Raw genomic sequence first — 25,431 nt, 5'->3', positions numbered from 1 at the left:
ATTGACTTGGCTATTCTATGTTCCGGCTTTCTTCTTGCTCCTTGCTCCATTCATCAAATCATTGATGGATGCAGGCTCTGAACAGGTGGACCAATCAGGCTCCAATTTACCTGTATGGCTTTTCCTGGCTGGTGGCCTGTACTTGCTGTTTGGTGCCGCGCTTTTATTACGCAAAGCCATGAAAGAAAAAACTCTCGGACAGATAGGCACTATCCTTAATATCCAGATCCTTCTGTGGGTCGGCCTTTACAGCACATTTGCGGCCTATGACCACTTGAAGTTTGCAGATGAACATTTTGGGATAATGAGCACCCGCCTGATTGAGATCGGTGGTGTGAAAGATGTCACTTGCGAGCAAGAACTGATGTTGGTTAACTTCACTGAAGGTCAAACGACTCCAATGCAATGGCGGTGCCCTACAGGTTTCTCTTTGCTGAACAAAACAAATCGTCCTTTCGTTCCTTGGCCGGATTACACCGAAGGTGAAAGCGAGCAGCTTGCCGCTGCAATGAACAAAATCATGACGGAAGCGAAAGCCAACTCACAGTAACGGAACTCTCCAACCAAAGGCCAGCAATACTGGCTTTTTTTACGCCCATTTCCCATCGATAAAAAAACAATCGAAAAAAGACTATTTTTTTCCGCATTTGCTATTCGTCACCGGTACACGCCGTGTTTAACTGGATTCAGAAGTAAGCACAAACACGTAAACAACCAATAACAATTTGCGGAGTAACTATCATGACTATCAACGTACAACAAATCTTCCAAGCTTCCCGTGACAACGAGCTGATGGGCAATCTGGGCGCTATCATGCGTCAGATGGACAAGGCCCCATCCACGCTGCGTGGTCTGAGCGACTTCGTATCCAAAGAGCGCAAAACAGCTGCAAACAGCGCGCTGTTTGAAGAGCTGAACGTTGGTCGAAACAACGTGTACGCGGTCAGCGTCTCATGGTTGTACGTTGAAGAAGGCCTGAACCTGCGTGAGGTTGATGTAGAGCGCGCAGAGATGTTCAAGAACGCCTACCTGAACCACCCGAGCAGCGTCCCGGCTATCCGCGTTAAAGTGGTTGTTGTGAACGGTGTGACTCGCCTGAAAATCATCGACGGTCACCACCGCTTCACCGGCCTGATGGCCGCTATCGCTGAAGGTGCAGTATTTGAAAAGCTGATCATTGAAGAGTTCGAAGGCGGTAAGGACGAAGAAGTCTTCAACATGATCGAAAGCGCCAACACCAAGCACCTGAAGATGATTGAGCGCGCTGAAGGTTTCCGCCGTCTGGTTGATTGGGGCCACGAAATCGACTCTATCGCTCGTCGTCTGGGTCTGTCCGGCGTAACCGTTCGTCGCAGCCTGATCCTGGCTAAAGCCGAAGAGCGCATTAAAAAATTGGTACGAGACGATAAAGTGTCCGGTGATGTTGCGATTGACGTGATCACTGATTGCCAAGGCACCGACCGTGACGCTTTCGACATCCTGATGGCTTCTCTGGCTAAAGCCGAGCAAGCAGGTAAAAACCGCGTCACCGCGCGCTATGTGTCTTCGCCGAAGAAAGCCAAGGTGAAACCAAAAGTCGTGCGCAAAACCTTCGAAAGCCTGTTGCCGACGTTGGATCAGCTGCGCTCGCAGATCCCTCCCGCACCAACGGCTGAGCACGAAAACCAGATTGAAATCGCTGAGACCGTGCCGGAAGAAGTGGTGCTGCGTCTGTCCCCTGAAGTTGCCCGCCAGCTGATGGCAGCGCTGAGCGATGTAGAAGCGGCCAAGCTGGAAGAGGAAGCCGAACAGGCGGCGAAAGAAGCTGCTGAGGCTGAAAACGAAGGCAATGAAGAAGCCACTGAGGCTCATGACGGTGAAGGCGAGGGCGACGCTGAGGCATAAACCAACGCGCTGTCTTCGCAAGATTAGGCCGGTTCTCCGGCCTTTTTTATCTCACTTCACTACACCGCCCGTGCCGTTCAATAAAAAAATAACGTCACGGCAGCTCGGAGGTTTTATGGATCACGCACTGCCTATCCTGCCTAAAATCACCATCCGCGTCATTGATGACGCTTCCTTGGAAACGTTAGCTATCTCCCACTATGAAAGCCGAGGCTGTAAGCCGCGCGCGCTGGGGAAAGGCCATTCCATTCGCCGAAAAGGCAAAAACACCGACGCGTTTCTGGCTCGCATAAAAGTGAATTACGTTCGACAGCTGCTCAGCAACTACGATCACGATAAAGAAAATGCGTATCGTAGCTCTGGGCAGGAACGTGAAGCCTCTTGCATGAGCCAGCAACTGTATTCTGCAATTGCACAGCATTACCCGTCCTTGGCGGCTGAATGTGAACGCCAAATCGCGCAACGAAACACGCTGTGAGGCCGGTGATGAAAGAGAAAAATCAACGTTCGTCCACGATCGCCACTGAACAAGATATGCGTCTGGCTGGTCTTCGAATGCCTCCCCATTCACTTGAAGCGGAGCAATCCGTTCTTGGCGGTCTGATGCTGGACAATGAACGCTGGGATTTGGTGAGCGAACGTGTTGTGGAAGGGGATTTCTTTACCCGTGCCCACAAAAGTATTTTTACCATGATGCAACGGCTGGTGGAATCAAGCCGACCGATTGACCTGATCACACTTGCTGAAGCACTGGAGCAACACAACCAGCTTGACTTGGTCGGTGGCTTTGCCTATCTGGCCGAACTGTCGAAAAATACCCCAAGCGCCGCTAACATCACAGCCTACGCCGACATCGTGCGTGAGCGTGCCGTAGTGAGGGAAATGATCACTGCGGCCAATGATATTGCGGATGCGGGTTACGATCCCCAGGGTCGGAATAGTGCTGAATTACTGGACCTGGCCGAAAGCCGTGTGTTCCAGATTGCAGAGGCTCGAACTAATAAAGACAGCGGGCCGATGGGCATTGATGCCATTCTGGAGAAAACTGTAACGCGCATCGAGCAGCTGTACCAAACACCGCATGACGGGGTGACAGGCGTCGATACGGGTTACACCGATCTGAACAAAAAGACAGCCGGACTCCAAAAGTCCGACCTGATCATCGTCGCAGCGCGCCCTTCAATGGGTAAAACCACCTTTGCGATGAACATCTGTGAGAACGCAGCGATGACACAGGACAAGCCTGTGATGATTTTCAGCCTGGAGATGCCAGGTGAACAAATCATGATGCGTATGCTGGCTTCCATGTCCCGCGTTGACCAGACCAAAATCAGGACGGGCCAACTGGATGACGAAGATTGGGCTCGTATTTCAAGCACGATGGGCATTTTGCTGGAAAAACGAAACGTCTATATCGACGACAGCAGCGGCCTAACTCCGACTGAATTGCGATCGCGGGCACGGCGAGTGTTTCGTGAAAACGGTGGTTTGAGCCTGATCATGGTGGACTACCTTCAGTTGATGCGGGTTCCGGCGTTGAAAGACAACCGAACACAGGAAATAGCAGAAATATCCCGCTCTTTGAAGGCGCTTGCGAAGGAACTACAGGTACCCGTGGTGGCCTTATCGCAGCTTAACCGCTCACTGGAGCAACGAGCAGATAAACGACCCGTAAACTCGGATCTGCGCGAGTCGGGTTCGATAGAGCAAGATGCGGACCTCATCATGTTCATCTACCGTGACGAGGTCTACAACGAGAATAGCGAGCACAAAGGGGTAGCCGAAATTATCCTGGGTAAGCAGCGTAACGGGCCTATCGGCTCGGTTCGTTTGGCCTTCAACGGCCAGTGGTCGCGATTTGACAACTACACCGGACCACAGTTTGAAGAATATTGAATGTTACCAAAGCCAGGGTATTCTGGCTTTTTTTAAACTTATCTATTTGTTCTTATTTACTTCTTCAAAATACTCTCGCAATAATTCTTTATTCATAAAATATAGCTCAAGAATTATGAGTAGCAAGTAATTACCTTTATGCTTATAGAAAAAAGGAATTTTCGAGTTGTCAATTTTAAATGTTTTTATTTTATCTACACTGCCTTTTTGTTCAGGTTTTTCCTCTTTTAATGTATATTCAGATGAATCATATAAAATATACTCATGATCTAGATGCTCAATGAAGTATTCTCCACATTCTTGACTATAAAATATTTAATGTGAATAACTTGAGTAACAACGCAGCCGTCATCCAATAGATTGTAATCATCCCTTAATTCTTCAAATGTTATTTCTTGCTTTTCTTTGTTGTGTGAAACTATTAATTTATCATTATATATCACACCATAAAAACAAGATAATGAAGGTAGCATTTTTATTGATGCACCAAGAGGGGCGCCTCGTTCTATAGATTCCAATCCGAAACCTACGTCAATGATACCCATTGGCTTTAATGCTAGATTTTTTAAATAGTTACAGGAGATCAACTCTTTAAATATATTTAATAACTTTGGAGAAGTATTAATTTGCAATTTCTTATTTATTCGACTGTCAAACACAGCACCAAACGGACCGTCGTTTTCTATGTTAGTAAACTCATTAATAGATAACAAGCTATACCGGGCAAACTGTGCGTCAACCAGTTTTAGCTTCACTCCATTGGCATTGTATTCCTGAGAAATTGATTCGATATCGACATTTCTTTCTGTTAGATCGTTCGGTTTATCCCTATTGAATTGTTTTATAATACTATCTAAAATATGGTAATACTTATAATTGTCTTTATGTTGTGTTATTTTATTATCATTAACACTTGATGTTTCATTCGGATAGTAATATCGTTTTTCTATAAAATCAAATAACTCAAGTTTGTTTTTAATTAACTTTATTTGTTGCAAGTTATATGTTGCTACATCAATTCTTTCGTGCGCACCACTCAACCAAGATGCATAAGAGCCGCCATGATGGCATTTCCATTTTGTTTTTTCTTTATGCTCATTGATAAAGCTAAGGCTAATAATATTTCGGTGGCTGCGTAGGCAGTTACAATTATTATAAATGTCAGCCCCTTTAATTACGAATGAAATGTCTTTACTTTCATCATTAGAAATATACTGATTAATTATTTCTTGATTTTCATAGGATGTTAGGATGTAGGTGAAGAATTTGCTATTCGAAAAAAATCTTTCTATAAAACCAATTGCATATTTGAAGGTTTCTGTATTTGCTTCAAAAGCACAATAAGCTGCCCCTGAACAGCATAATGTTTCCTCCTTCGCAATTTCGTAATCTGAATCCAATTTCTTAATTATACTTTCCAGTTCAATTTGCCACATGAGATAACCTTTTAGGTTTTAGTCTAATTTATCACAGAATATTATAAATTTAATTATCTAGCTAAAGAATTGTTTTTAGCGCTCATTACTTCGTCAGCTGTCTGCCTCATGAGAAAATATCCTGTAAACAAAACAAATAACAGGTGATTTATGCAGCATTCCTTCAACTTTAAAAATCCGGAACTACCTTCCATATCAGTCTTAAAAGCGGATAAGTGGCAGGCCGTATGGCAAACACTGAAGGAAGATGCCGACCTGAACTATCGTGATGCCAGTCGTGGAGTCAGCATGGCTGATCTCATCCATAATGGCACAGCTTCTATCTACCAAGCCCTTGCTGATAATTGGACGATCTCCCTCGCCTGGAGTAGCGGTAAAGACTCCGAAATTGTCCTGCACTTATTCCTCATGGCGTTGGTGCGCGCTGTTCGCGCGGGAATTCCTATTAGCCAACACCATTACCTTTTGCATACCGATACTGGCATTGAAACCCCTGAGATACGCTGGCTCGCCGATCAGAAACTGGCTGCGCTTGAAAAGTTCATCGATCAAGAAAACCTGCCGCTGTCTATTGTTCTCGCAAAACCGGGGCTCACCTCCAGCTGGACGGGGCGGATACTGACGGGGCGTGGCTTGCCCACGTTCACCAACAGCTCAGTGCGTCAGTGCTCCAACGACTTGAAGATTTTTGCGGCCAAACGCGCCAAAACGGCATACGTGAAAAGCCTGCCAAAATCCGTGGGTAAACGCGTCTGTTTGCTGCTGGGAAGCCGCGATGCAGAGGGCGTTATCCGAGCCAAAAACATCGCCTTAAAAGGCGGGAATGCGAGTCAGGTTAAGATCACAAAAGAAGGCGGCGAATTGTACCCCATCAGGCATTGGTTACAGGGCGACGTGTGGGAGTTTCTGCTAAGCGCCGGAAGCGCTTCTAAGTATCTGCTGCCGAGCTACCTGGACAGCAACAACGACACCGCTGAGCTCTACAAGGCCGCAACAGGGGAATGTGTTTGGTCGGGTTCTGAGAAAAAATCCAGTGAAGCCTGTGGGAGCCGGTTTGGATGTTGGGCTTGCCAGGCGGTCGGTCTCGATAAATCAATGGAAAACCTTCTGCGTTCTGATGACGATCGCCACGGTTACATGGCTGGGCTCAACCGTATTCAGAGATTTTTGTCCAAGCGTCGCAATGCGTGGGAAGATAGGCATCCTGTGGGTCGCACCTTGTATGCTGGAGGCTTCATCAAGGTTCAGCCTGATGTCTATTCACCGCGCTTCCTGGAGCGCCTGCTGCATGTTTGTTGCAGTATGGACTACGTTGAGCAGCTGCGTGCTGAGGATGTAGCCGATAAACTTCGATCGGGCGAACTGGAAAACACCGCCCACAACCGCCGCATGGCGTCACCTCAATTTCGCATTGTCAGTGAGGTTGCGTTAATCCATATAGACTTCATGTGGTCATTCCACCATTTTAACGAAAAACCGTTTCATGCTCTGGAAATCTATCGCCGCGTCTGGGCAAAAGGTGAGCTCGACTTACTGGAAGATGAGCCTGAAATGCCTGTCACCCCAAAGACCCCTATGCCCAAAGCATTGTGGGTCAAGGTCGGGCAGTTTGGTAATGATTCCGGTATGGATGGCCTGGCTGATCCCATCGCTGAAATGGCCTATTTTAACGGTGCCGACGATGAGCGTGCCAGCCGCATTATCAATACGCCGAACGGAAAACGTCGCGTGGTTAGCTTCAGCGAGGACAGTGAAGTGACCATCGACGCGGATGCTGCTGAGTTCATCATTTGGGAGGAATATCCTCGACTGCGTGAAGCGGTATTGGCTGGGCAATACACCTCCGGCAGTGCTGCTCAATTTTATCTGCGCTTCGGTGCAGTTTCCCTGTGCAAAGGAAAGTCAGCACTGTACAACCGCATGATGCAGCGCGGCCAAACTTATCGCAGCCTGGGCTTAAACGGCCATCAGACAATGGATGGGATTGCGTCTCGTAAAGACCTGCGTGTACTAACGACGGAACGCTATCAGTTTCTGATCGCCAACAAAGTGAACGCCAGTATCATCCGTCTACGCTGGTGGGCTAATCTGGCATTCACCATGCAGTGGCACTTGGCGAATCAGACCTCAACCGGTCAATGGATCCGTGCATCTTTGACGCGCGAGGATGAACTATCCATGCAGCAAGAGAAAAATAGGGCCAAAAACACACTTTCGGTTTTCGTGATCGGACATACCAGTGCTTGGTGCTCGTTGAAGCTGAGTAAGTCCGGCACGTCCACTGAGCGCGCTTTTCGTCGTTACCATCAACATACTCGTCGTAATGCAATTACAAGCTGCCAGGGGCTCTCTCAGCATCTGAGAGAAGTGATCGTCAATCAACTGAAACTGGAGTATCTGCGGATGCTGTGGCGACTGGATGATGGCTTGATGCTGAAGCATGACTCCGATCCCATCACCAAAATGGCTGGGCGGGACCCTGTTGCGCTAAGCAAACACTTCCGTCTCGTGGTGAGAACAATGGAGCGCTTCGTTCAGGAGGCAGCGTGAAACGCTTAATTTCGTCGGCAGTACAAGTTGAGTCAGTATTGAAGTTTACTATTCATACAGGATATGAATGATGAAAACGAATATGACCGATGTGTTGTTAGATGGTGCGTTGATTATGGTGTTAGGGGGCGCTCTGATCGCTGGGTTCGAATTGATGCCCAGCCAGGAGAAAACCGATTCTGTCATCGCTGAATACCGAGTCGATATTGAAAAACGTGACGGGTTAAGCCTGTACAGTAACAAAAGTACCGTCCGTATTGATGTAGTGGGTGAGATCCCGGCAGAAAAAGATCTGCCTCTGCCCGGCGAGCGTGTCGCGTTGATGCTCTACGACAAAAGTCAGGCGCAAATGTGTCAGGACAATCGTTGCATGGATGTGGACGTTATTATCACAAAACCTGCTTTTTTACGGAGGCATCATGAGCCTGGCAAACAATCGGCCTCAAATTAACTATCTTAAATTAATTAAGGCGGAAAAATTCCCTCCGGGGATCTGCGTTAAGTCACTCTCGGTTTTCGAACGCGACACATTGCGCGTGGCTTTAACCATGATGGCGCACTGGAACAATTATCCGGAGTCGCCAGTCCACATGCGGCCAGAGTGGTCAGCACAGGTGTCTCGGCTCTTGATTGAAACGATGAAGGAGCGGGACGAACTGAGAGCACACTTGAAGAGTCTCGGTGCTGAAGTGCCTGAGAAAGTAGTGAAAATGTCCGACATGACATTTCAGCAACTCATGTTGAAGTGCAACTGTAGTTGAGAAATTCACCCATTCCGAAAATGAGGTTTTCATGAATCCGACACCTGAAAAAACGAATGCTGGGCCTGATGTTGATGGTACCCGCAACGCCAATATTCTGACCAACCATGCCCGACTCGTGGACATGAAAAATCGCCTTTCATTCTGGGGGGCAGGCGTGAGCTTAACACCGGATGAACAGCTGGCGCTGATCCAGTTCCGGCTTCAGCACTTCTCAGACGATGTGCTTCCGCAATGCATTAAAGAGATTGCCGATGAACTGGGGTGTAAGCCAGATAATGAAGCGATGCTGCAATCGATTGACGATCTGCGTGTAGCGGCAGGTGAACGTGAAGCTATGGCACGTCGTGCTGGTGTCACTGTTTGCGAAATGAATCTCGTATTAGCACGTCCGGAAAGTGTGGTGAAGGCAGTTCCTGAAATGGTCATTGACCAAGTGTGTCATATTGCGGCCGAAATTCACAATAGGGGGGCGGGAGTGGGGGATGATAAAGCCCAAACCACCATTGATCGCATTCGTGAAGTGTTAACCAACGTCGGCCAGTAATTTCAGTGGGTGGGATTACCCACCCATTTCCACAAACTAAATTTGTTTTTCGATTTCCGTTGTGTTTACCCCTTTGTCAGCTGCATGGGAGGCTTGATACTGAAAGTCTGATACGCAAAGGAATAAACACTGATGAATTACTCACACATTCCCATGCCTTCCCGTGAAGAGCATTATGCTTTTTTAAAGTCTCACTATCACCATGCCCGTTTTGAAGGCCGTAATAATGCATCCTGGGGTGAGGACTACTCTCAGCGTATTGCTAATAGCGACTATCTAGAATTGGAAAAAAATGGTTATGCGCTGATCTCCAATCACGAGTCTGCTACCCGTGAAGCGGTGTTCTATCATCGTTCACTGGTCGGTTATGGCACGATGAGTTTGATGTGTGATAGCGCTTGTAACGCCCCTGAGGCGATTTGCCTGCAAGTTTCAGTTCCTGCTCACTTAGCTCCAAAGATCCCTGGAAAATCACTTAGCGAGCTTTTGGCGAAGCTTAAGCGGGACATTATGGGTACGTTTCCATTGTGTCGGGTAGAACTCGCTTCTGGCTCTAAAGAAATTTGCATCGAAGTATTCCAAGCCGAAGAAGTGATCTCAAAAGAGATCGTTGGTTTCACAAGCACGATCATTTCAAATTGGTCACAAGGGTAAAATATGACGTATTTAGAAGAAGTTTTTGCAGGTGTAGAGCGAAATAAAGGGAAAGAATTGGCTGACCTGTTTCGCTCTGCTGAGGCTCAAATTGCCCGTGCTGAACAGGGTTCCACTGAATCGGATGACAATGCATATGACCTTCGTCAACAAGAAGGTCTGAAGGTTACAGAAGCATTGATCAGAGCTGGTGGTTTGTCTGGAAAGACTATTGAGATCATTCGTTATAGTAAGACATCAACTCAGGTAGAAATTCGTGATGCGGATGGTTGCCTGGTGTGGCGTGATTTTACATTCACTAATGATTTTGTTTTTGGTCTGGCAAAAAATATTGCTTTTTAAATAAATTCGATCCCGTGTGGCTACTTAAACTTTAAGCGGATTGCATTCCAGATGTCCGCTTTTCAAATAGTTATACCCATTATTCACAGGGATGATCTAATAATTGGATCTTTTGATCTAATAACTGATCTAAAAAGACCTAAGGGATCTAAGGGCGAGATTGATTAATACTATCAAAGTATTATAGAACATTTTTCCCCCGCAAACATGCTGTTTCCTCCTGCAAATATGTAAGTTCTCCTTGCAAGTATGTAAGATCATCCTGCAAACATGCATATTTTCCCTTGCAAACATGCAAATCATTCCCCTGCAAACATGTATATGTTACTTCCGGCTGTGGACAAATAAAGGAAACCAAATCCTTATAGTTAATCTTTAAAATCAATCAATTAAAGGTGGTTTTTGATTTATGCAAGAATGAAGGAAAGGAGTTATTACTGAATAATCCACTGATTTCTAGGGACGGAAAGGCATCGGTTTTTAATAGAGATGCGGAGTGAAAAAGTAGGATTTGAAATTATTTTTCCCAATGGAAATACATTTAGAGTTTTTAAAGTAAATTGAAGGGTGGTAAGGAAGTTATCCCCGTTATTAACAGGAGTGATCTAATAATTGGATCTATTGTGATCTTAAATAACTAAAAACAACTAAGTGATCTAAGGTTGATATTTTATTTTATTTTCAACCAGTTGCAGAGTTAAATTCCCTTGCAAACATGTTATTTCCCCTTGCAAACATGCAAGATCAGCTTACAAACATGCATTTTTCCCTTGCAAATATGCTGATTTCCTCCTGCAAACATGTTATACATCCCCCTGCAAATATGCAAAGGCTCAAAATGCCTGTTAACAAATAATAATATTTTAGGAATAACTATGGCTAAGGATATTAATGATTTAGGCCTGTCTGTGGAAGTAAAAAACAAGACGACGGGCGAAATTGATTACATATCATCAACAGATACGCGATCGATTCAACCTATCTCACTGCTTAGGCTTAGTGTTTTTAGTCCCGTTAGTAGCAGGGAAAAGAAAAATGTTGGTAGCAGGGTGATGGATGCTTCGGAAGAGCTGAGAAACCTTGAGATTGTTAATAGCGAAGGTTATGACAGAGTCACCATATCTGGGCCTAAATTAGATATGGATACAGACTTTCGTATCTGGCTTTCAATAATTCAGTCACTCAGTGAATATCCAATGGTAGACAATAAAGTTGTGCTTCCCTTCAGTGATTTTGCAAAGATGTGTGATTACAACACAAGGCAAATTAACAAAATCCTGAAAGAAAGGGTCGCTAAATCACTTCGAAAAATTACATCCACTTCAATATCTGTGTACAAAGATACTGGCGATGATTTGATTAGTGCTACAACTCACTTGTTGAATTTCTCCAGGGTGGATACAGCTGCAAACGAAGTTATTTTGGAATTCAATCCAAAATTAAGTGACTTGTACAAAATGGACTACAAGCGCGTTCTGAAGCTGAAGGTATTCCCTGCGATCAAAAGAAATGAAGTGGCAAAGGCTATCTATGCTTTTCTTGAAGGGTTGCCAAACAGTGAGAATAGGGTGCAGATAGTCTCATTTGAAAGGTTGATGAAGCGTTTAAATATGCGCTCAGACCCTTATAAGCAACTTGAAATGGTTAGAAGGGCAATGAAGTTATTAGAAGACGTCAAATACCTCAAGTACACTGAAGGCTATAGGGTGTCGAAAGGAAAGCGACAAGTTTTTTTCTCAATCAATTCGCGTGACCCAGATTTGTTGAAAAATACCGACCTGGATTAAGTATATTCCAGGGCGTATGCGTCCCCCTGCAAACATGTTATTGAGGAACCGTGATTTCCTCCTGCAAACATGCTGTTCCCTTGCAAACATGTCGTGGAAGGGCAGTTATATCCCCTTGCAAAGATGCTATTCCCTTGCAAACATGCAGCGAAGGGGCAGTTATATCCCCTTGCAAATATGCTGTTCCCCTGCAAACATGCAGCGGAGGGGCAGTTATATCCCCTTGCAAATATGCTGTTCCCCTGCAAACATGCAGCGGAACGGCAGTTATATCCCCCCTGCAAATATGCTTTTCCCTGCAAACATGCAGTAGTAGGCTGAGTTTATCCCCTTGCAAATATGCATTCCCCTGCAAACATGCAGCGGAACGGCAGTGAATTTCCCCTGCAAACATGTAGGGGAGGGGCTGGAGTTTCCCCCCTGCAAATATGCTTTTCCCCTGCAAATATGTAGGGGAGGGGCTGGAGTTTCCCCCCTGCAAATATGCATTCCCCTGCAAACATGCAGCGGAACGGCAGTGAATTTCCCCTGCAAATATGCTTTTCCCCTGCAAACATGTAGGGGAGGGGCTGGAGTTTCCCCCTGCAAATATGCATTCCCCTGCAAACATGCAGCGGAACGGCAGGGAATTTCCCCTGCAAATATGCTATTCCCCTGCAAATATGCAGCGGAACGGCAGTGTTATTCCCCTGCAAATATGCTATTCCCGTGCAAAGATGCAGCGGAACGGCAGTGTTATTCCCCTACAAATATGCTATTCCCCTGCAAACATGCAGCGGAGGGGGCTGAGTTTACCCCCTGCAAATATGCTATTCCCCTGCAAACATGCAGCGGAGGGGCTGAGTTTACCCCCTGCAAATATGCTATTCCCCTGCAAACATGCAGCGTAGGAGCTGATTTTACCCCTTGCAAGTATGCTGTTTTCCGCAGACGCGTAACGATGGGGCGGAGTTTCCTCCTGCAAACATGCAGGTGAATGAAGGTGGTTTCGCCCTGCAAACATGCGCTGGTCAGATCCCTCTATCCCTATTCAAATATGTCTTTCTGTGCGCCTGTGACCTATTCGTCAGCTGTTCACTACGTGTAAAGATAGTAATAGAAAATGAATCACAATTGAGGGCAGAGCCATGACAGGCATTGTAGTTCGTGAAGAACACGTCGAACGTATCCAGCGTTTCAACTCACTTCAAAGCGGGCAATATTGGCGCGCAATGCAGGATATCCCAGAAGAAGCTATCCTGATGGATGAGGTACTTCTCATCGAATCCCTACGTTGGGTTGAAAATCAGCTTCATACCGTCATCCTCCGCGCACATCCGAAGCACTACGAGCAATACGCAACCTTTGTCACAGTAGACAAAGACGGCGTTTCTCACAGTGTTAAGCGAACTGTCAAAGAGCACCGATTCTTGTTTAATGACTTTGTTGAGCTTTTTGTATTCGCTGATGATGCGCGTCAGATCCGTGATGCTGAAGTCGCATTGTGCCAGCAGCGTGTTACCGATCTAACTCAATCTCTGTCGAAGTCTCTCGCTAACCCTGAGGCGATGAAAGCTATTGTGACAGAACGTATTGAGCAAAAAGCCGCAAAGAAAGGTGTAAGTGCGAGCACCATGCCTGCTATCAGTAATAACGCTATTCGCCTGGCTACAGGCTCGGTGGGTAATGCTATTGCAGCGGGCGTGACTGAAGCCGATATCAAGAACATGCGTGATGCGGCCGAGCAAAACCATCAAATAGCGACAATCCAATCCGAGTGGATCCAAGAGCGTAATATCGAAATTACAGCGGCAGTTCAGGCTGTGGTGCCTTATTTTGCCGAAATGGCAGCGGCGCAGCTGGCTGCAACAGAAGATGCGCGTTCTCAGGTTGACAAACTGATGGACGGTATCAAGTCTTTAGATCTCTATATTGGCAAAGACGTCAACGTGAAGGTGATCCGTAAAGGGCAGTCCGCTCCCAGCAATGAGCCTCTGACCTTTGTTCAGCAGAAATTGATGGTCGATGAAGAGTTGGCCATCTACCACGACTTAAGTGACTGGTTCGACTTTGGTGACCTGGACAAGTTCTATCAAGCGCTGTGCAATACCCATGCGCTGGTGGATCAAATTTTCCCTTCGCCGCGCTGCGTACTGGTCATGGCAACGACTCGCCGCTATATCGACTACAAAGACCGTATGGAAAACCTTATTAATAACAGCGAGAATGCCAAGGTATTCTTGATGGTTCGCGACGGCGAAAACCTGTATCGCATCGTGTCCCCTGTGGAGTCTCACCTGGGTGCGAACATGCTGTTCCCGTCTCGGGATGAGCAAGAGCGCTTGTTCCGGGGGATGGATGGGGAACAAATTAAATTCCAAAACGTCGCTTATTCTGATCGGCTGAAGGCGCATGAGCGCATGGCACTGCACTACAAACGTTTCCTGATTATGTGTTGTGGGCTTGACCATCGGGAACAACTATTTGGTGATTTCTACGACCGGAGTCTGGGTCTGAATTTTGTGTCGATGAAATTCCAAGAGCAACATTGCCGCTTCATTCATGATGCTGACGGTACAGGCATGCTGAGTAACCCAGAAAATAAAAAGTATCCATCCTTGGCTGGTTTCATCGAATGGGCAAACAGTCACCTACGTAGCGGCTCTCGTGTGATGTGCCAATGGCATTCACTGGCGAACCCAGAGACTGCGCCAGGTGCAGCCAAAGAAAATGACGATCGTTCCTATGGTTCCTTTAGTTTTACCGTGGACTTTAAAGACGACCGCAACGTAGCTGTAGCCTTTATCAAAGACGGCCTGTTGAATGTCAAAGCGCCAGTCAGCAAGACCAGTTATAGCAACAAGAGAGGAAGTGTGACGCGTGACTATAACGTCAACGTCTGTATCGAAAAGTACAACAAACAGTGGAAGGAAGACGACGCACGTTTGCCTTACCTGTGCCTGGACGCGGTCACCGCTGAGCATCTGGAGCACTACATCTATTCTCGGGCTGTGCGCTCGGACCACACCTACTACATTGCGCTGTTCAAATCGTTGGCTAAGTACCTACGAGAAGAGCGTCAGTCAGAGCAGAAGTCTCGCGACCTGCTGAAAGCAGCGCTGGTGGTAGGGCGTGTGGGGAATGAAGCCGACCAAGATACCGTTATCGACAAAACAGTCATGGCATGGCGTGCAGCGAACCGTGGAGCACCTTTGGCAGAGGCGATGGCCGACAAAGCGCAGTGGGAAAACCTGCTGGGCGTGATGGACATGATCGCCTGCCGGGGCATGAATATGCTGCCTCAGATAGTCGATTTTGCGCGCATAATTAAGGCCGCACCTTTGCGCCTCATTGTGAACACGAATGGTAAATTATCGTTGTACGTTGCGCCAACGGATGGTGAGCGTGATGATCGGATAGAGCCGCATATCTGGGTGCAGCGCATTAACTTCAACCTGACGAAAACGGGAATCAAAGAAGGCTCACGCAGCTGGGTGAAACTGAACGCCTCGAATGTGGCGGAAACAACAATTTTTGAATGGCCGGAGGCGGAGGCGTGGAAGAATCTGAATGCTGCTTTTGGCAGTTATGAAGAAAAACAGGAAGCGTTTAGCTTTGTGGAAAGCAGAGCCGGTGATCTACATCGTTTAAACCCAGCCAACCAAAGACGTCTGGCGGAAATGTCTCATCTTTGGAAAGAAGCTTACTACGAGATGAACTACGTTCATGAGACGGGTGGGCAAGTCCAGGTTCCAGCTTTGATGATCCCGATCGGCATCCGCATTGAAGGCAGTGAATGGAACTTTGTGTACGTGGGCTCTATAAGCCGATCGGTACACTGCATCTATCAGTTGCTGGAAAGTGAGAGCGCCAAGAGCGGTCTGGCGGAGATGTATGCATCGTTCTACAAACACCCTGAAGGGCGCATCAAAGAACTGAGCACAAAGGCTGCTGACATGTGGATGTTTTCCTCTAAGGAAATGCCCGACGTGAACATGTTCAGCACGAACAAGGATCTCGAATACAGCGGGCTGGACTATTCACTGAATAGCAACTCTGTATCCGAAATACACAGCTTTGATGTCCGCTGGCGCTACGCACAGGAATACGTGTCACATCCACATCGTTCTAAGAGCACGCTGTGGCTTGCAGAGAGCCTACGCGATGAAAGCGGCAGGCCTATGATCGATACACTGCTTGGTAGTCCTCACCTCCACCAGGATGCCCCTGTCGATGTGATTGAAGTGACGTTGCCTCAGCGTTATGACGATCCGAATAAAGCGAAGATTGCGAAGACAAAAGCACCATTCAACCATGCTCATTGGTTCGATATCTGCCCTGTTGGGTACAACGAAAATCAATGTCTGGAGGGCATTATTGCACCAGTGAAAACCTTTACCAGGATGACTTTTGCCAACAAAGAACTGGCGTTGCATTACATCTTTTCGCGTAACTCAGAAGCGAGAAAATACCAGACCGGTTACTTCTCCGAGGTGGAAGTGCCATTGCCTGAAGGCGTGACACGCTGGACAACGCGTAATTAATACAGTGTATGAATAGCATTATCAACCGCCCCTGAGGGCATTTAGGAGGTGAATGTGTCTCAAGAATATAACCCGATCCCGCGCAATGTGATGTTCACGGAATTCCTTCAGTTACTGGAGGAAGACGGCTTACCAGCCAGTCACCTGGAAACCGTCCGTAAAATTTTTGCGGAGATCACCCAGCAGGTGAATGAATTTGGTCCGGAGCGTGGTGCGTTGTTGGCACTGGCAGAGGCTCACTCACCGTTTTACCGTGATTTGAAAGCTGAAAAGGACTTTATCAGCGGCGTATTAAACATGCCTATTTTCTTTCACGGAGTATTAAACATGCCTATTTTCTTTCACGGATAAGTAGGCGATATGTGTTTTTATAGGCCGGTTTCCGGCCTATTGCTGTTCATTTAGATAATAAAGAATGTAACCAGAATAAAGCAGATTGCTTTTCGTTATTTCAGCGTCGAAACATTGCTTTAATTCATCAGGTGTTTGAAATCCATATTGGCTTAAATTGTCCTTTGCAAAGCCGGATAAGCGCCAAAAATCGAAACCATTGAATTCCCCGTGTTCTCCAAAATCAAAATCGATAGTGCCCGTTCGTAAATGCACGGCGCATCCGTAACCATGTTTGAAATACCTGATGCCACTATGCAACTCCCCGCTTTGTGGAATGCTGTTTCCTGCCCACGCGTTATTAGATATTGGCAATTCGAACCCTGAGAGCTTCATTAACTCAATGGCTTCAGAAACGCGTTTTAAATAATCATTGATTAGGTCGCGAAGACGACTGTCCATATTAACCACCTTGTTATTAATTTTAATCAAAACAATATCCTCGCTAGCGGTCTTGTCAAGTTAGAGGGGGCTTGATTTTTAAAATGAGGATTAGAAATTTCATTACCGGTTGTCTACGGGGGACAATATCCTGGTCTACCACAACACTTAAGCGAGGAAATATGATCACTTTATTCACCGCAGTGGCTTCTACCTCTGGTGGGGCGCTCTTTTTCATTTGCCTGGGCATTACCTGTTCAGCGATAGCCATGTTGACCGCGAAAGGAGTCAAAGCAAAGATCGCTAAAATTGGCCTGGGTATCTTAGCGGGATATTTCCTGTTATTTGTTGTGACTAATTCAGCGATGAAAACGCAGAAATCTGTCGCAACCTCCATCGCGAAACGCGTACCGTTACCTACTTTCCCCATCGCTGATGCAGAGGCAAATCAGCTGAAGTCTGAGTATCTTGAAGCTATTGCTACTGCGTCGTTGTTCAGCGAGCCCATGCCAACCAAACGTATGATGGCCGTTCAGGAAATGGCGGAAGCACTGGCACAGGAGCAGAATGAAAGGTTGATTCGGATCATCAACGGGAAAGGTTAAGTTGCCCCGTTTTAATCGCTCACTTCGGTGGGCATTTTTTTGCCTGAAGCAAAACCAATCACAAAAGAAATAATTCAAAATAATATAGTTTACGCTATTCGTCAGCGGCTGAGGTCATGGTTTACTAATTACATAGAAACCAACAAGGCTGAATGAAATGAACGACGTGAAAATGGTTAAAGTATTGAGAGATAATACCTTCTGTCACGCTGCGTGGATGGATTTTAAAAAGGTCTTAGGAGAGTCACCTTTTGGTGTTTTCCTGGAGTTTGTAGACCCACGCAATGGTGCATTAGTTCAGCTGATGTTTCCATTCTGGTGCAAGCCTCAGAAAACGTATAAGCCAATGGGTAACGTGTTTATGACCCAATGGCACGGATTAACTCTGACAATCCCGCCCGACTTTGATTGGTGGGTTCAGGCTCAATCTAACGGCATTGGAATGCGTCGTATCGACCAGAAAGTTCAGTTTCTAAAGCACGGGGAATATGTGGAGGTAAATCTGAAAGTCGAAATGGCTACAGTCATTCGCGTTAACCCAGTGTTTTCACCCGAGTTCGACGCTGCCACACATGCTTAGCGTCTGATCAATGAAGTGGGCTTCCCAAACCCACGATACCCCTTAATGCCCATCACCCTCGATGGGCATTTTTTATGATAAAAATCAGCGTGTAATCACTTCGTCAGCGGTCAATCTCATGCTTGAATGATTGGGTCAACAAAATGAATAAACCGAGGAAGTTACGATGACCCCATTAGTCAATGCAAACGAAAAACGTGCTGAAAACCATTTAGCTTCAGCAATCCGTTTCAACGGTTCAGTAGTGACTGTCCGCGAGTGGATTGACGCGTTGATCGCGCAAGGCTACAAGCCAAACGCCAAGGCTGTCCTGAAGGGCAAAGAAGCCAGCCGTATGCAATTGCACCGCTGGAACAATGCTCAGCAAACTGAGCACATGAAAAAACGTGCTAATGCTGGGACAAAAATTGAATACACGATGTCACATGAAGAAAGTGGTAGTTTCTATGACGTGAAAAAATTTGCGTTCGATTACGCTGTATCAATAGCAGGACCGGAATATGGTGAGCCAGAAGACCGTTGCTTCATCGTTTATGCAATTCCTCAGCTACGAAAAGGTGCTGAGTATGAGCGCTGTGTCGCGGCATACAAGCCCGTGTTTGCTGAGGATGAACAGCGCGCTTTGAACATCCTGCGCTTCGACTTTCCTTCAGCAAGGATCTTGTGGTTGGGGATCGCTAAAACTCAAGAACAAGCTTTGTCTCTGGCCGAAACCGCAATGGCCTGATGAGGCGTGCTAAAAAGTTCGACTCCAAGCCTGCACCAGATGGTGTGGGCTTTTTTGTCCGCAAAGCGTCGGCCTTTAACGTGGATTAAAAAAGTATCTTTTTTAAAATCATCGGCAGTGTATCGACCTGGAAATAGTTATGAAAACTGCCTTATTTCTTACCCTGTTCCTGCCTGCAATATCATTGGCTAAGCCACTGTTTATCGGTGATAGCTTAACCTATACCCTCGCGACGAGCGCAAAGAAGCACATCCCAGTAGACGGCCTTTATAAGGAGAGCACAGGGCTTACCGACCGCAGTTCGGTAAAGTGGAACGATTATGTTCAGACAATGAGTTTTCAGGACTATGAGACCGTGGTTATCTCTCTGGGGGCTAATGACGGCATCGGTGCAAACCAAGTCACGAACTACCAGCAGAAGGCAACACAGTTTATCCAGCAAATCCAGCAGAGCAACCCCGGTGCATCGATTATCTGGATATTGCCACCTGCAATGAAGAATCCTGCCACCGAAGCCGCCTTGGTAAATACCAGACAAGCAATCCGTCAGGCGGTGGATGAAACACAGATCGCTTTTTTCGACCCCGAGGTCGCTATTGGGCGTCAGTTTAACCTTACCGTGAACGATGTGCAGGTACGAACCCATGACGGGATACATTACACGAGCAAAGGTAGTGATTTGATAATTGGGAGGCTGTTCAACCAGTAAAAACAGGGGGAATGTATTTTATTTTGAACCTCTTTGTCAGCGCTGAACCTGTGGGATGATCTTCCTATCGAACCAACTCGGGTTTAAAAGGAAGATTCATGGGTGCCAACCGTAGAAACAAGTTTGGGGTCAGCCGTCGCTTTGCTGTCCGTTATGACCGGGCAAATGATCCGGAGTATATGGCTTTGGTTGAGCGATACCAGACAACTAAGCGATACAGCCAATCGGGCAAGGCGGGTGATGACGACCACAAGGAAAGCGTTCGCGCGCTTCATCATTACCACGGGAAAATAGCTGTGGAGTCCTTCCGGAAATAACATTTTCACTACTCGATATTGTTTCTCAAAATAATCTCTTTTCTATTATTCGTCAGCGGCTTAGGTCATGTTTTACTGGTTAAGTAAACAAAACAACGATACCAATAAGAAAAGAGGATTCACATGTCAGATAAGCAAGAATTTATCCAAAGTTTTATCGTCACGTTTAGTGCAGATGCGCCCATTGGATCCTTGCCCAAAGAAGGGTTGGAGTTTTTCCATTCATCTAATCGCAGTGTCTCATTCGGTTTTAATCGACTAAGTGGAAAAGAAGCGATTGGTAGCTTTCTTAGAGCGTTTAAGCCAGACCATGAGTTTGTGCAGCAGCTGGATGAACTGCTTGCGGCTCCTACGCCAGATGAAGGGGCATTGGAGGATTTGCGTGGTTGGATCAATGCGATGGAATGGACGGCAGAAGAGCTGTTGTATGAGCTTCGCAGCGTGGGGGTTATCTCCATTGTCATGAATAGCATCATTTATCGTGGCGCGTTTTTCCACACTGAAGTGACTGGCGCTGCCTATATCGGTGGAAAAATGGAATCGCTGGAATTGAGTGGGGAAACAGTCCTAAAGCAGCTTCATCAAGAGTTAAACGTACAGTACGTAGTCTGACACCTAATCGTTCGGTCTGATCGCAGGCCGAACATTATCGCAACGAGGAAACCCGTTATGAACCAGCTGAAAATCGACAAGCTAAAACAGCAATACGTTTTCACTCAAGACCGTGGTGTTTTCAAGGTCGGGATAGCCCTGCTGGCGAAGCGTGCAAAAGCCGTGGCTCAGTGGATGGGGGTTGTCGAACCGAAGAGCAAAGCAGGCTCTTTCGAGCATTACACCGAGTGTATGGCAATGATGGAAAAAGGCCATCAGTACGCGAAGCGCACCGGTTTGCAATGCACTGGGAACCTGAGTCCTCAGCTGGTGGGCTATGAAGGCGAACGGGTATCCGTTGTCGATAATGCTGGGCATACCCGAAGTTTCTGGGTTGCACGCACTCTGGGATGGATGCCAAGCCATCTTGAAGTTGATCGTCTACCAGCCATGTTCTGGCAGGACAACGATGAAGACGACGTACTGGCTGCTGAAAGCTATCAATCCGTCGTAGTGATCGGGTAAAGCAATTTAAGCCGTCAGCGTGGGGCTGGTGGCTAATTCAATATCAATAAATTGGGGTAAGAAATGCAAGTATCAAATGACGTCCTCGCAGTTCTGTCTGAAGCGCGTGTGGAGGGCAACAAACTCTTCCTGGAAGGCCAGCTGGATCGTCGCCTGTACACCAACACCAACAAGGTGCTTGAAGCCGCTGGTGGGAAGTGGAACCGCAAAGAGAAAGCCCATATTTTTGATGGCAGTGCGGAAGGGCGTATCGACGACATTATCCTGTCTGGATCGGTTGTGGTGCCAAAAGACGACTTCAACTTTTTTCCAACGCCGGAAAAAATCATCAATACGATGGTTACCAGTGCCAATATTCAGGACGGGGATCGAGTGCTGGAGCCGTCCTGCGGTGATGGGCGTATTGTCAAAGCTGTGGCTAAAGCGGCAAAAAACCTCAATATCGTGGCTGTTGAGCTGGATGAAAAGCGCGTTCAGCAACTGAACAGCGACCCTGAAATTACGTCGCTGGTAAACCCTGAATTTACGGGCACAAGCCTTGAACTGGTCAATGCTGATTTTCTCAGCCATGAAATGGACGAGAAATTCGATGTCATCATCATGAACCCGCCTTTCAAAAATAAGGCCGACATTAAGCATACAAACCGAGCGTTGGATCTGCTGCTTTCAGGTGGGGTGTATACGCAAGGTGGTCGCCTGCGGGGCATTTTGTCTGCGGGCGTGCTGTTCCGTGAAGATGCCTTGACCAAGGCCTTCCGTGAGCGTGTGAAACTGCTCGGGGGCTCATTCACTGAACTGGAAGACAAAGCTTTCAAAGAGTCCGGCACGATGGTCAAAACTGTTCTACTGGAAATTGACCTCTAACAGCCAATGTCAAAGCCGCCTTCGGGCGGTTTTTTCGTCAGCGATATCTGCTGAGTGATACTGGAACTTCCCGATACCGGGGGGGAACGCCATCCAAAGTGAGGCGCTGAAAAGAGCGCTGGGGGGATAGATGAAGCCACGAAACATTATCAGCGTAAATCCGAATTCAACCGTCTTTGGCGGCCAGGGTAGTTGGGTTAACGAACACTTGCTGGAGGTGCTGATTAATCGCGGCATGTTCAGTTCGGCGTTAGAGCGATATCGCCAGAGGGGTAAAGGGGTGATGTCTGTTCCCGTACATATCAGCATCCGGTTGTTTGGGATCAGCGTATCGGGTGCGCACATGCTCATTACGCCGTATGGCCTGGTGTGCAAGTTCGATGATAACGAGTTGGGTGAGAGCTACTCATTCGACGTGAGTGGTGAAGCGCGAAAGCTGTGGAAAAGCGTTTGCCATATTGGCTGACAAGTTGGGGTTAAGGGGGTTGTCATGCTGGCACTACTGATCGGCACTTTAACGTTGATGACATTGTCCTTGCTGGTGCTGTGTGGATTGTATGCAAAGTACCAGTATCACGAAACACACAAATTGCCAGGGCTGCGAAGTCCAGTGGTTGTGTGTCTCTCGTTGGCGGTTAAATACATAGGCCTTTTTGGTTTGATGTTGACGGTGACAACGGCTTTCCTAGACTCGTTTCATATCCCAGCTTCAGGGGGATTTGTGTTGATAGCTTTCGTGCTGCATGCGGGTCTTGGTGCGACCTGTACTGTTCTGCACAACCGGCAGCTAATTCGGTAAGATTGTCCACTGAATCAAAAAAGAAACCCGCATAAAAAGCGGGTTTTTTGTTAGTGTAGGAACTCGATTGTAACCGTTTAGTCTATGAAAATGGAGGCAGGGATATTAAAACGCGCAGACAGTTTTTTAATGTGCTCCAGTGTTAATCCTCGTTCACCGTTGAGGATGCGGCTAACGTATGAGCGCGAACCGAGCTCATCTTGAAAGTCTGTCGTATTAAGGTGGTATTGATCCATCAGCGTTCTCAATGCTGCTACACCGCCATTGCTTTTTGCTAAGCGCTCGTTAAATTCAGCAAATTCGGGCGCTGTTTTTTCATACGCATCAATCTTCGCGCAAATCAAGTCGATAAGCGGGTTGTCTGGGTCATTTTCGACAAGGTGCTCAACCAGTTGAACGGCTTTTTCATAGTCTTCGCGAGAATGGCTGTTTCCCAATAACGGCACAATGCTTATCAGGTTTTGTGCTGCGTTTACTGCATCTTGAAACATCATGCTTTTGTTCTCCGGTAGTGATCAGTCAACCTATCGTATTCAGCGTGGGTTGTTATATGTTTCACGAATATTTTCCCCCGGTCAAAGTCGGCAAAAAACATCATTCTTAATGAATTGCCACTGATGTCGATGACCCACCATTTCTCTCTATACTTCATCCGATCAAGGCTGGGGAAAACCTTTTTAAGCTCATCAGGCGTTTGATAACTGTCGCGCTTGAGTGTTCGATATATGTCAGATAGCGCCTGAGCACTGTTTGGAAATCGCTTGGATGCCTGGTCAAAAGGTTCTCTTGATATTACGTGCATTGCATCTCTCATGTTTCCTATTTGTCAACATTGTAGCATCTAAACTATTGGTTGCCAATATGGCAACTAATAAATTAATTATTCTGCTATCTATTCTTCGTCAGCGGTTGAGGTCATGCTTCAATAAAGAGGTAAACAAAACAAACAATATCAATAAAAGAGGTTTCTTATGTACTGCACAGTCAAAGAGTTAATCGCGCACCTGTCCACAAAAAATCAATACGATGTTGTGCTTTCCAAGCTGTGGGATACTGAAGACATCCACCAAGTTTTGTCTGACAATGAGATGGAACCCATTTCTGAATATGAGGCACACAAGGCGCTTCAGCTGGTGGATCGAACTCATGATGCAAACATCGGCATTACATGGGATACGCTGCTCTGTGCAGTGGAGTCGCCACGAAACCTAACAGCTGAGCAATATGCGCTGGCTAATACCTGCTTTACCGTACCTCGCGAACTGTACTCCGTCTGTAACGAAGTGACGCTCCCAGCTGGGTCAATTACCGTGGAGTTTGATGCGTTTGAGCTCCGCTCAGCTATCGCCACGTCCAAACTTACCATTGCAAAAAAGCATGAGCTCGGTGGCTTTGTTAAATCAGTTTCCGGCAGCTGTGATACACCCGCATTCCACTGGAGTGTTTACGCAGAGTGCCGCAACGGAAAATGCACGATCTGCTTGCAGGATAATTTCCAATCCAAAGAATATCGTTGGGTCGAAAAGAGCCTGCAATGAAATAGCGCTGTAACGCTTTCTACGATGCGATGTGGTACTCATCGCATCATTTCGCACAAAACATCGTAAAACTGCTGAGGATCGCCATGAGAGAGCCTCAGGGCATGAAAGGGTAACCAATGCTGACTGAACTTAAACTCCAAGATAATATTCGCTGTTTGAACGTAACGCTGAAATTTGACAAATCCGCGCTGATCGACGCTTTTGCTGTATTGGAAAGAAACCCGCAATTCCTCCATGTTGTCATCTATAGCGAAGCGACGTTCGACGACTTTGATGACTCGGATGAGAGTGTTGAAAACTGCATGAGCGACCCCGTTCTGGCGGTATGGCGATCTGGAGCGTGTATAACTTGGATAGACCGTGCCGATGACACTGAATTTCAGTGCGATTTGCCAAGCATCAGTGTACTGAACTCTACGAGGGATTACGCGTGACCAGTGAAGAAGCCATTAAGCATTTGAGACGCAGTATCTGGGACTTGTCAGGGCAAAAAGAAGCGCAGGCTGAGCGTGTGCTGGCTTACCTGAAAGTGCGTGTCAATCGCGCCAAGGGGCTGGTGGTGAATCCTATTAGCCCAAAGCCGATGACATTCATGCAAGCGATAAGACTGGGCTATATTCGGCAGCAAGGCAACTGGAAAGATGCGCCCTGGGTTTTCGATAACCGCATCATGCCCTCAGCTTCAGCTGCGTTAGATGAAGCTAACAGACAACTCAAAGCCCATTGGGCAGAATAGCCACCCAAACAAAAACCAGTACCTGTGTTGGGCGCTGGTTTTCACTTATCAACTTTTCAACAAGCTAGATCCTAATAATTAACCTAATTAGTTCCTAACAGATCCTAAAAGATCCCTGTCGCTCGCAGGCCGCTGGTGGCGTGGCCTACAGAGGATTGAGGTGAGTTTGAAAGGGAGGAAAGTGAGTTTGAAAGGGAAGAAAGTGAGTTTGGATGGGATTTGGGTGTGGTACAGTGGGAAACTCGGTGAGTCTGAAAGGGGAAAGCCGAGTTTTTATTCACAACCA

General features: G+C 46.8%; 30 protein-coding genes. 26 read left to right on the top strand and 4 right to left on the bottom strand.

Annotated features, from left to right (window positions below; genetic code table 11):
• Position 1: 1 nt before the first annotated feature.
• The 4 genes from SJ312_RS14565 (at position 2) to dnaB (ending at position 3,780) form a co-directional block, all read left to right on the top strand.
• Positions 2–550, top strand: coding sequence for a hypothetical protein (locus SJ312_RS14565; protein WP_166268267.1), 549 nt, complete (start codon positions 2–4; stop codon positions 548–550).
• Positions 551–741: 191 nt separating this feature from the next.
• On the top strand, positions 742–1,884 hold the full coding sequence (locus SJ312_RS14560; protein WP_042847065.1) for a ParB/RepB/Spo0J family partition protein: 1,143 nt from the start codon (positions 742–744) through the stop codon (positions 1,882–1,884).
• Between the two features lie 115 nt (positions 1,885–1,999).
• A complete protein-coding gene (locus SJ312_RS14555) occupies positions 2,000–2,362 on the top strand; it encodes a hypothetical protein (protein WP_042847064.1) in 363 nt (120 codons plus the stop codon).
• 8 nt (positions 2,363–2,370) lie between these two features.
• The gene (gene dnaB, locus SJ312_RS14550; RefSeq protein ID WP_042847063.1) at positions 2,371–3,780 is read left to right on the top strand and encodes a replicative DNA helicase; all 1,410 of its coding nucleotides are present in this window, start codon (positions 2,371–2,373) and stop codon (positions 3,778–3,780) included.
• 269 nt (positions 3,781–4,049) lie between these two features.
• Here dnaB and SJ312_RS14545 read toward each other — a convergent pair whose 3' ends face one another.
• Positions 4,050–5,216: a hypothetical protein gene (locus SJ312_RS14545; RefSeq protein WP_166268269.1), complete on the bottom strand. Its 1,167-nt coding sequence runs from the start codon at positions 5,214–5,216 to the stop codon at positions 4,050–4,052.
• Between the two features lie 150 nt (positions 5,217–5,366).
• Here SJ312_RS14545 and SJ312_RS14540 point away from each other — a divergent pair, with 150 nt between their 5' ends.
• From SJ312_RS14540 to SJ312_RS14500, 9 genes are all read left to right on the top strand, one after another.
• Positions 5,367–7,766, top strand: a complete 2,400-nt coding sequence (locus SJ312_RS14540; RefSeq protein WP_166268271.1) for a phosphoadenosine phosphosulfate reductase family protein — start codon at positions 5,367–5,369, stop codon at positions 7,764–7,766.
• A gap of 67 nt (positions 7,767–7,833) precedes the next feature.
• Positions 7,834–8,217: a hypothetical protein gene (locus tag SJ312_RS14535; RefSeq protein WP_166268273.1), complete on the top strand. Its 384-nt coding sequence runs from the start codon at positions 7,834–7,836 to the stop codon at positions 8,215–8,217.
• The gene (locus SJ312_RS14530) at positions 8,186–8,527 is read left to right on the top strand and encodes a hypothetical protein (protein WP_042847060.1); all 342 of its coding nucleotides are present in this window, start codon (positions 8,186–8,188) and stop codon (positions 8,525–8,527) included. Before SJ312_RS14535 ends, SJ312_RS14530 begins: the two co-directional genes overlap by 32 nt.
• 31 nt (positions 8,528–8,558) lie before the next feature.
• Entirely contained in the window at positions 8,559–9,074 is a 516-nt protein-coding gene (locus tag SJ312_RS14525; RefSeq protein WP_042847059.1) for a hypothetical protein, read from the top strand.
• Between the two features lie 132 nt (positions 9,075–9,206).
• Positions 9,207–9,728, top strand: a complete 522-nt coding sequence (locus SJ312_RS14520; RefSeq protein ID WP_191901267.1) for a hypothetical protein — start codon at positions 9,207–9,209, stop codon at positions 9,726–9,728.
• Positions 9,729–9,731: 3 nt separating this feature from the next.
• The gene (locus SJ312_RS14515; RefSeq protein WP_191901268.1) at positions 9,732–10,070 is read left to right on the top strand and encodes a hypothetical protein; all 339 of its coding nucleotides are present in this window, start codon (positions 9,732–9,734) and stop codon (positions 10,068–10,070) included.
• An 875-nt stretch (positions 10,071–10,945) separates the two neighbouring features.
• Positions 10,946–11,857 carry a RepB family plasmid replication initiator protein gene (locus SJ312_RS14510; RefSeq protein WP_042847057.1) on the top strand — a complete coding sequence of 304 codons (912 nt, stop codon included), beginning with the start codon at positions 10,946–10,948 and terminating at the stop codon, positions 11,855–11,857.
• A 1,127-nt stretch (positions 11,858–12,984) separates the two neighbouring features.
• Positions 12,985–16,380, top strand: a complete 3,396-nt coding sequence (locus tag SJ312_RS14505) for a hypothetical protein (RefSeq protein WP_042847054.1) — start codon at positions 12,985–12,987, stop codon at positions 16,378–16,380.
• 54 nt (positions 16,381–16,434) lie between these two features.
• Positions 16,435–16,731, top strand: a complete 297-nt coding sequence (locus tag SJ312_RS14500; RefSeq protein ID WP_042847053.1) for a hypothetical protein — start codon at positions 16,435–16,437, stop codon at positions 16,729–16,731.
• Positions 16,732–16,767: 36 nt separating this feature from the next.
• On the opposite strand, the gene SJ312_RS14495 is transcribed toward SJ312_RS14500, so the two are convergent.
• Positions 16,768–17,172 carry a DUF6896 domain-containing protein gene (locus SJ312_RS14495; protein ID WP_042847052.1) on the bottom strand — a complete coding sequence of 135 codons (405 nt, stop codon included), beginning with the start codon at positions 17,170–17,172 and terminating at the stop codon, positions 16,768–16,770.
• A gap of 161 nt (positions 17,173–17,333) precedes the next feature.
• On the opposite strand from SJ312_RS14495, the gene SJ312_RS14490 reads away from it, so the two are divergent.
• The 10 genes from SJ312_RS14490 to SJ312_RS14445 all read left to right on the top strand — a co-directional run bounded on the left by SJ312_RS14490 (position 17,334) and on the right by SJ312_RS14445 (position 22,868).
• A complete protein-coding gene (locus SJ312_RS14490; protein ID WP_162762193.1) occupies positions 17,334–17,756 on the top strand; it encodes a hypothetical protein in 423 nt (140 codons plus the stop codon).
• Positions 17,757–17,913: 157 nt separating this feature from the next.
• Positions 17,914–18,336: a hypothetical protein gene (locus SJ312_RS14485; protein ID WP_042847049.1), complete on the top strand. Its 423-nt coding sequence runs from the start codon at positions 17,914–17,916 to the stop codon at positions 18,334–18,336.
• Positions 18,337–18,502: 166 nt separating this feature from the next.
• Positions 18,503–19,063, top strand: a complete 561-nt coding sequence (locus SJ312_RS14480) for a hypothetical protein (RefSeq protein ID WP_042847048.1) — start codon at positions 18,503–18,505, stop codon at positions 19,061–19,063.
• A 139-nt stretch (positions 19,064–19,202) separates the two neighbouring features.
• Complete coding sequence (locus SJ312_RS14475) at positions 19,203–19,772, top strand: GDSL-type esterase/lipase family protein (RefSeq protein WP_072035184.1); 570 nt, start codon at positions 19,203–19,205, stop codon at positions 19,770–19,772.
• Positions 19,773–19,870: 98 nt separating this feature from the next.
• Complete coding sequence (locus tag SJ312_RS14470) at positions 19,871–20,089, top strand: hypothetical protein (protein ID WP_042847047.1); 219 nt, start codon at positions 19,871–19,873, stop codon at positions 20,087–20,089.
• Between the two features lie 123 nt (positions 20,090–20,212).
• The gene (locus SJ312_RS14465; RefSeq protein ID WP_042847046.1) at positions 20,213–20,701 is read left to right on the top strand and encodes a hypothetical protein; all 489 of its coding nucleotides are present in this window, start codon (positions 20,213–20,215) and stop codon (positions 20,699–20,701) included.
• A 57-nt stretch (positions 20,702–20,758) separates the two neighbouring features.
• Positions 20,759–21,205, top strand: a complete 447-nt coding sequence (locus SJ312_RS14460; RefSeq protein ID WP_052219361.1) for a hypothetical protein — start codon at positions 20,759–20,761, stop codon at positions 21,203–21,205.
• A 63-nt stretch (positions 21,206–21,268) separates the two neighbouring features.
• Complete coding sequence (locus SJ312_RS14455; RefSeq protein WP_042847045.1) at positions 21,269–22,069, top strand: methyltransferase; 801 nt, start codon at positions 21,269–21,271, stop codon at positions 22,067–22,069.
• Positions 22,070–22,199: 130 nt separating this feature from the next.
• Positions 22,200–22,535, top strand: coding sequence for a hypothetical protein (locus tag SJ312_RS14450; RefSeq protein ID WP_166268283.1), 336 nt, complete (start codon positions 22,200–22,202; stop codon positions 22,533–22,535).
• 24 nt (positions 22,536–22,559) lie between these two features.
• Complete coding sequence (locus SJ312_RS14445) at positions 22,560–22,868, top strand: hypothetical protein (RefSeq protein WP_166268285.1); 309 nt, start codon at positions 22,560–22,562, stop codon at positions 22,866–22,868.
• 77 nt (positions 22,869–22,945) lie between these two features.
• Here the strand turns inward: SJ312_RS14445 and SJ312_RS14440 are convergent, their stop codons facing one another.
• A complete protein-coding gene (locus SJ312_RS14440; protein WP_042847042.1) occupies positions 22,946–23,362 on the bottom strand; it encodes a helix-turn-helix domain-containing protein in 417 nt (138 codons plus the stop codon).
• Complete coding sequence (locus SJ312_RS14435; RefSeq protein WP_042847414.1) at positions 23,359–23,670, bottom strand: type II toxin-antitoxin system HigB family toxin; 312 nt, start codon at positions 23,668–23,670, stop codon at positions 23,359–23,361. The genes SJ312_RS14440 and SJ312_RS14435 overlap by 4 nt, the downstream gene beginning before the upstream one ends.
• 169 nt (positions 23,671–23,839) lie before the next feature.
• Between SJ312_RS14435 and SJ312_RS14430 the strand changes: the two genes are divergently transcribed.
• From SJ312_RS14430 to SJ312_RS14420, 3 genes are all read left to right on the top strand, one after another.
• On the top strand, positions 23,840–24,406 hold the full coding sequence (locus SJ312_RS14430) for a hypothetical protein (RefSeq protein ID WP_042847041.1): 567 nt from the start codon (positions 23,840–23,842) through the stop codon (positions 24,404–24,406).
• Positions 24,407–24,525: 119 nt separating this feature from the next.
• A complete protein-coding gene (locus SJ312_RS14425; RefSeq protein WP_042847040.1) occupies positions 24,526–24,843 on the top strand; it encodes a hypothetical protein in 318 nt (105 codons plus the stop codon).
• Between the two features lie 23 nt (positions 24,844–24,866).
• Positions 24,867–25,145 (top strand): hypothetical protein, encoded by a 279-nt coding sequence (locus SJ312_RS14420; RefSeq protein ID WP_162762192.1) that lies wholly within the window; start codon positions 24,867–24,869, stop codon positions 25,143–25,145.
• Positions 25,146–25,431: the final 286 nt, after the last annotated feature.

Source organism: Providencia sp. CIM-Carb-044 (assembly GCF_033901115.1).
Lineage (GTDB): Bacteria > Pseudomonadota > Gammaproteobacteria > Enterobacterales > Enterobacteriaceae > Providencia > Providencia hangzhouensis.
The sequence above is the reverse complement of the archived record's forward strand: the minus strand, read 5'-3'. Positions and strand labels throughout refer to the sequence as shown.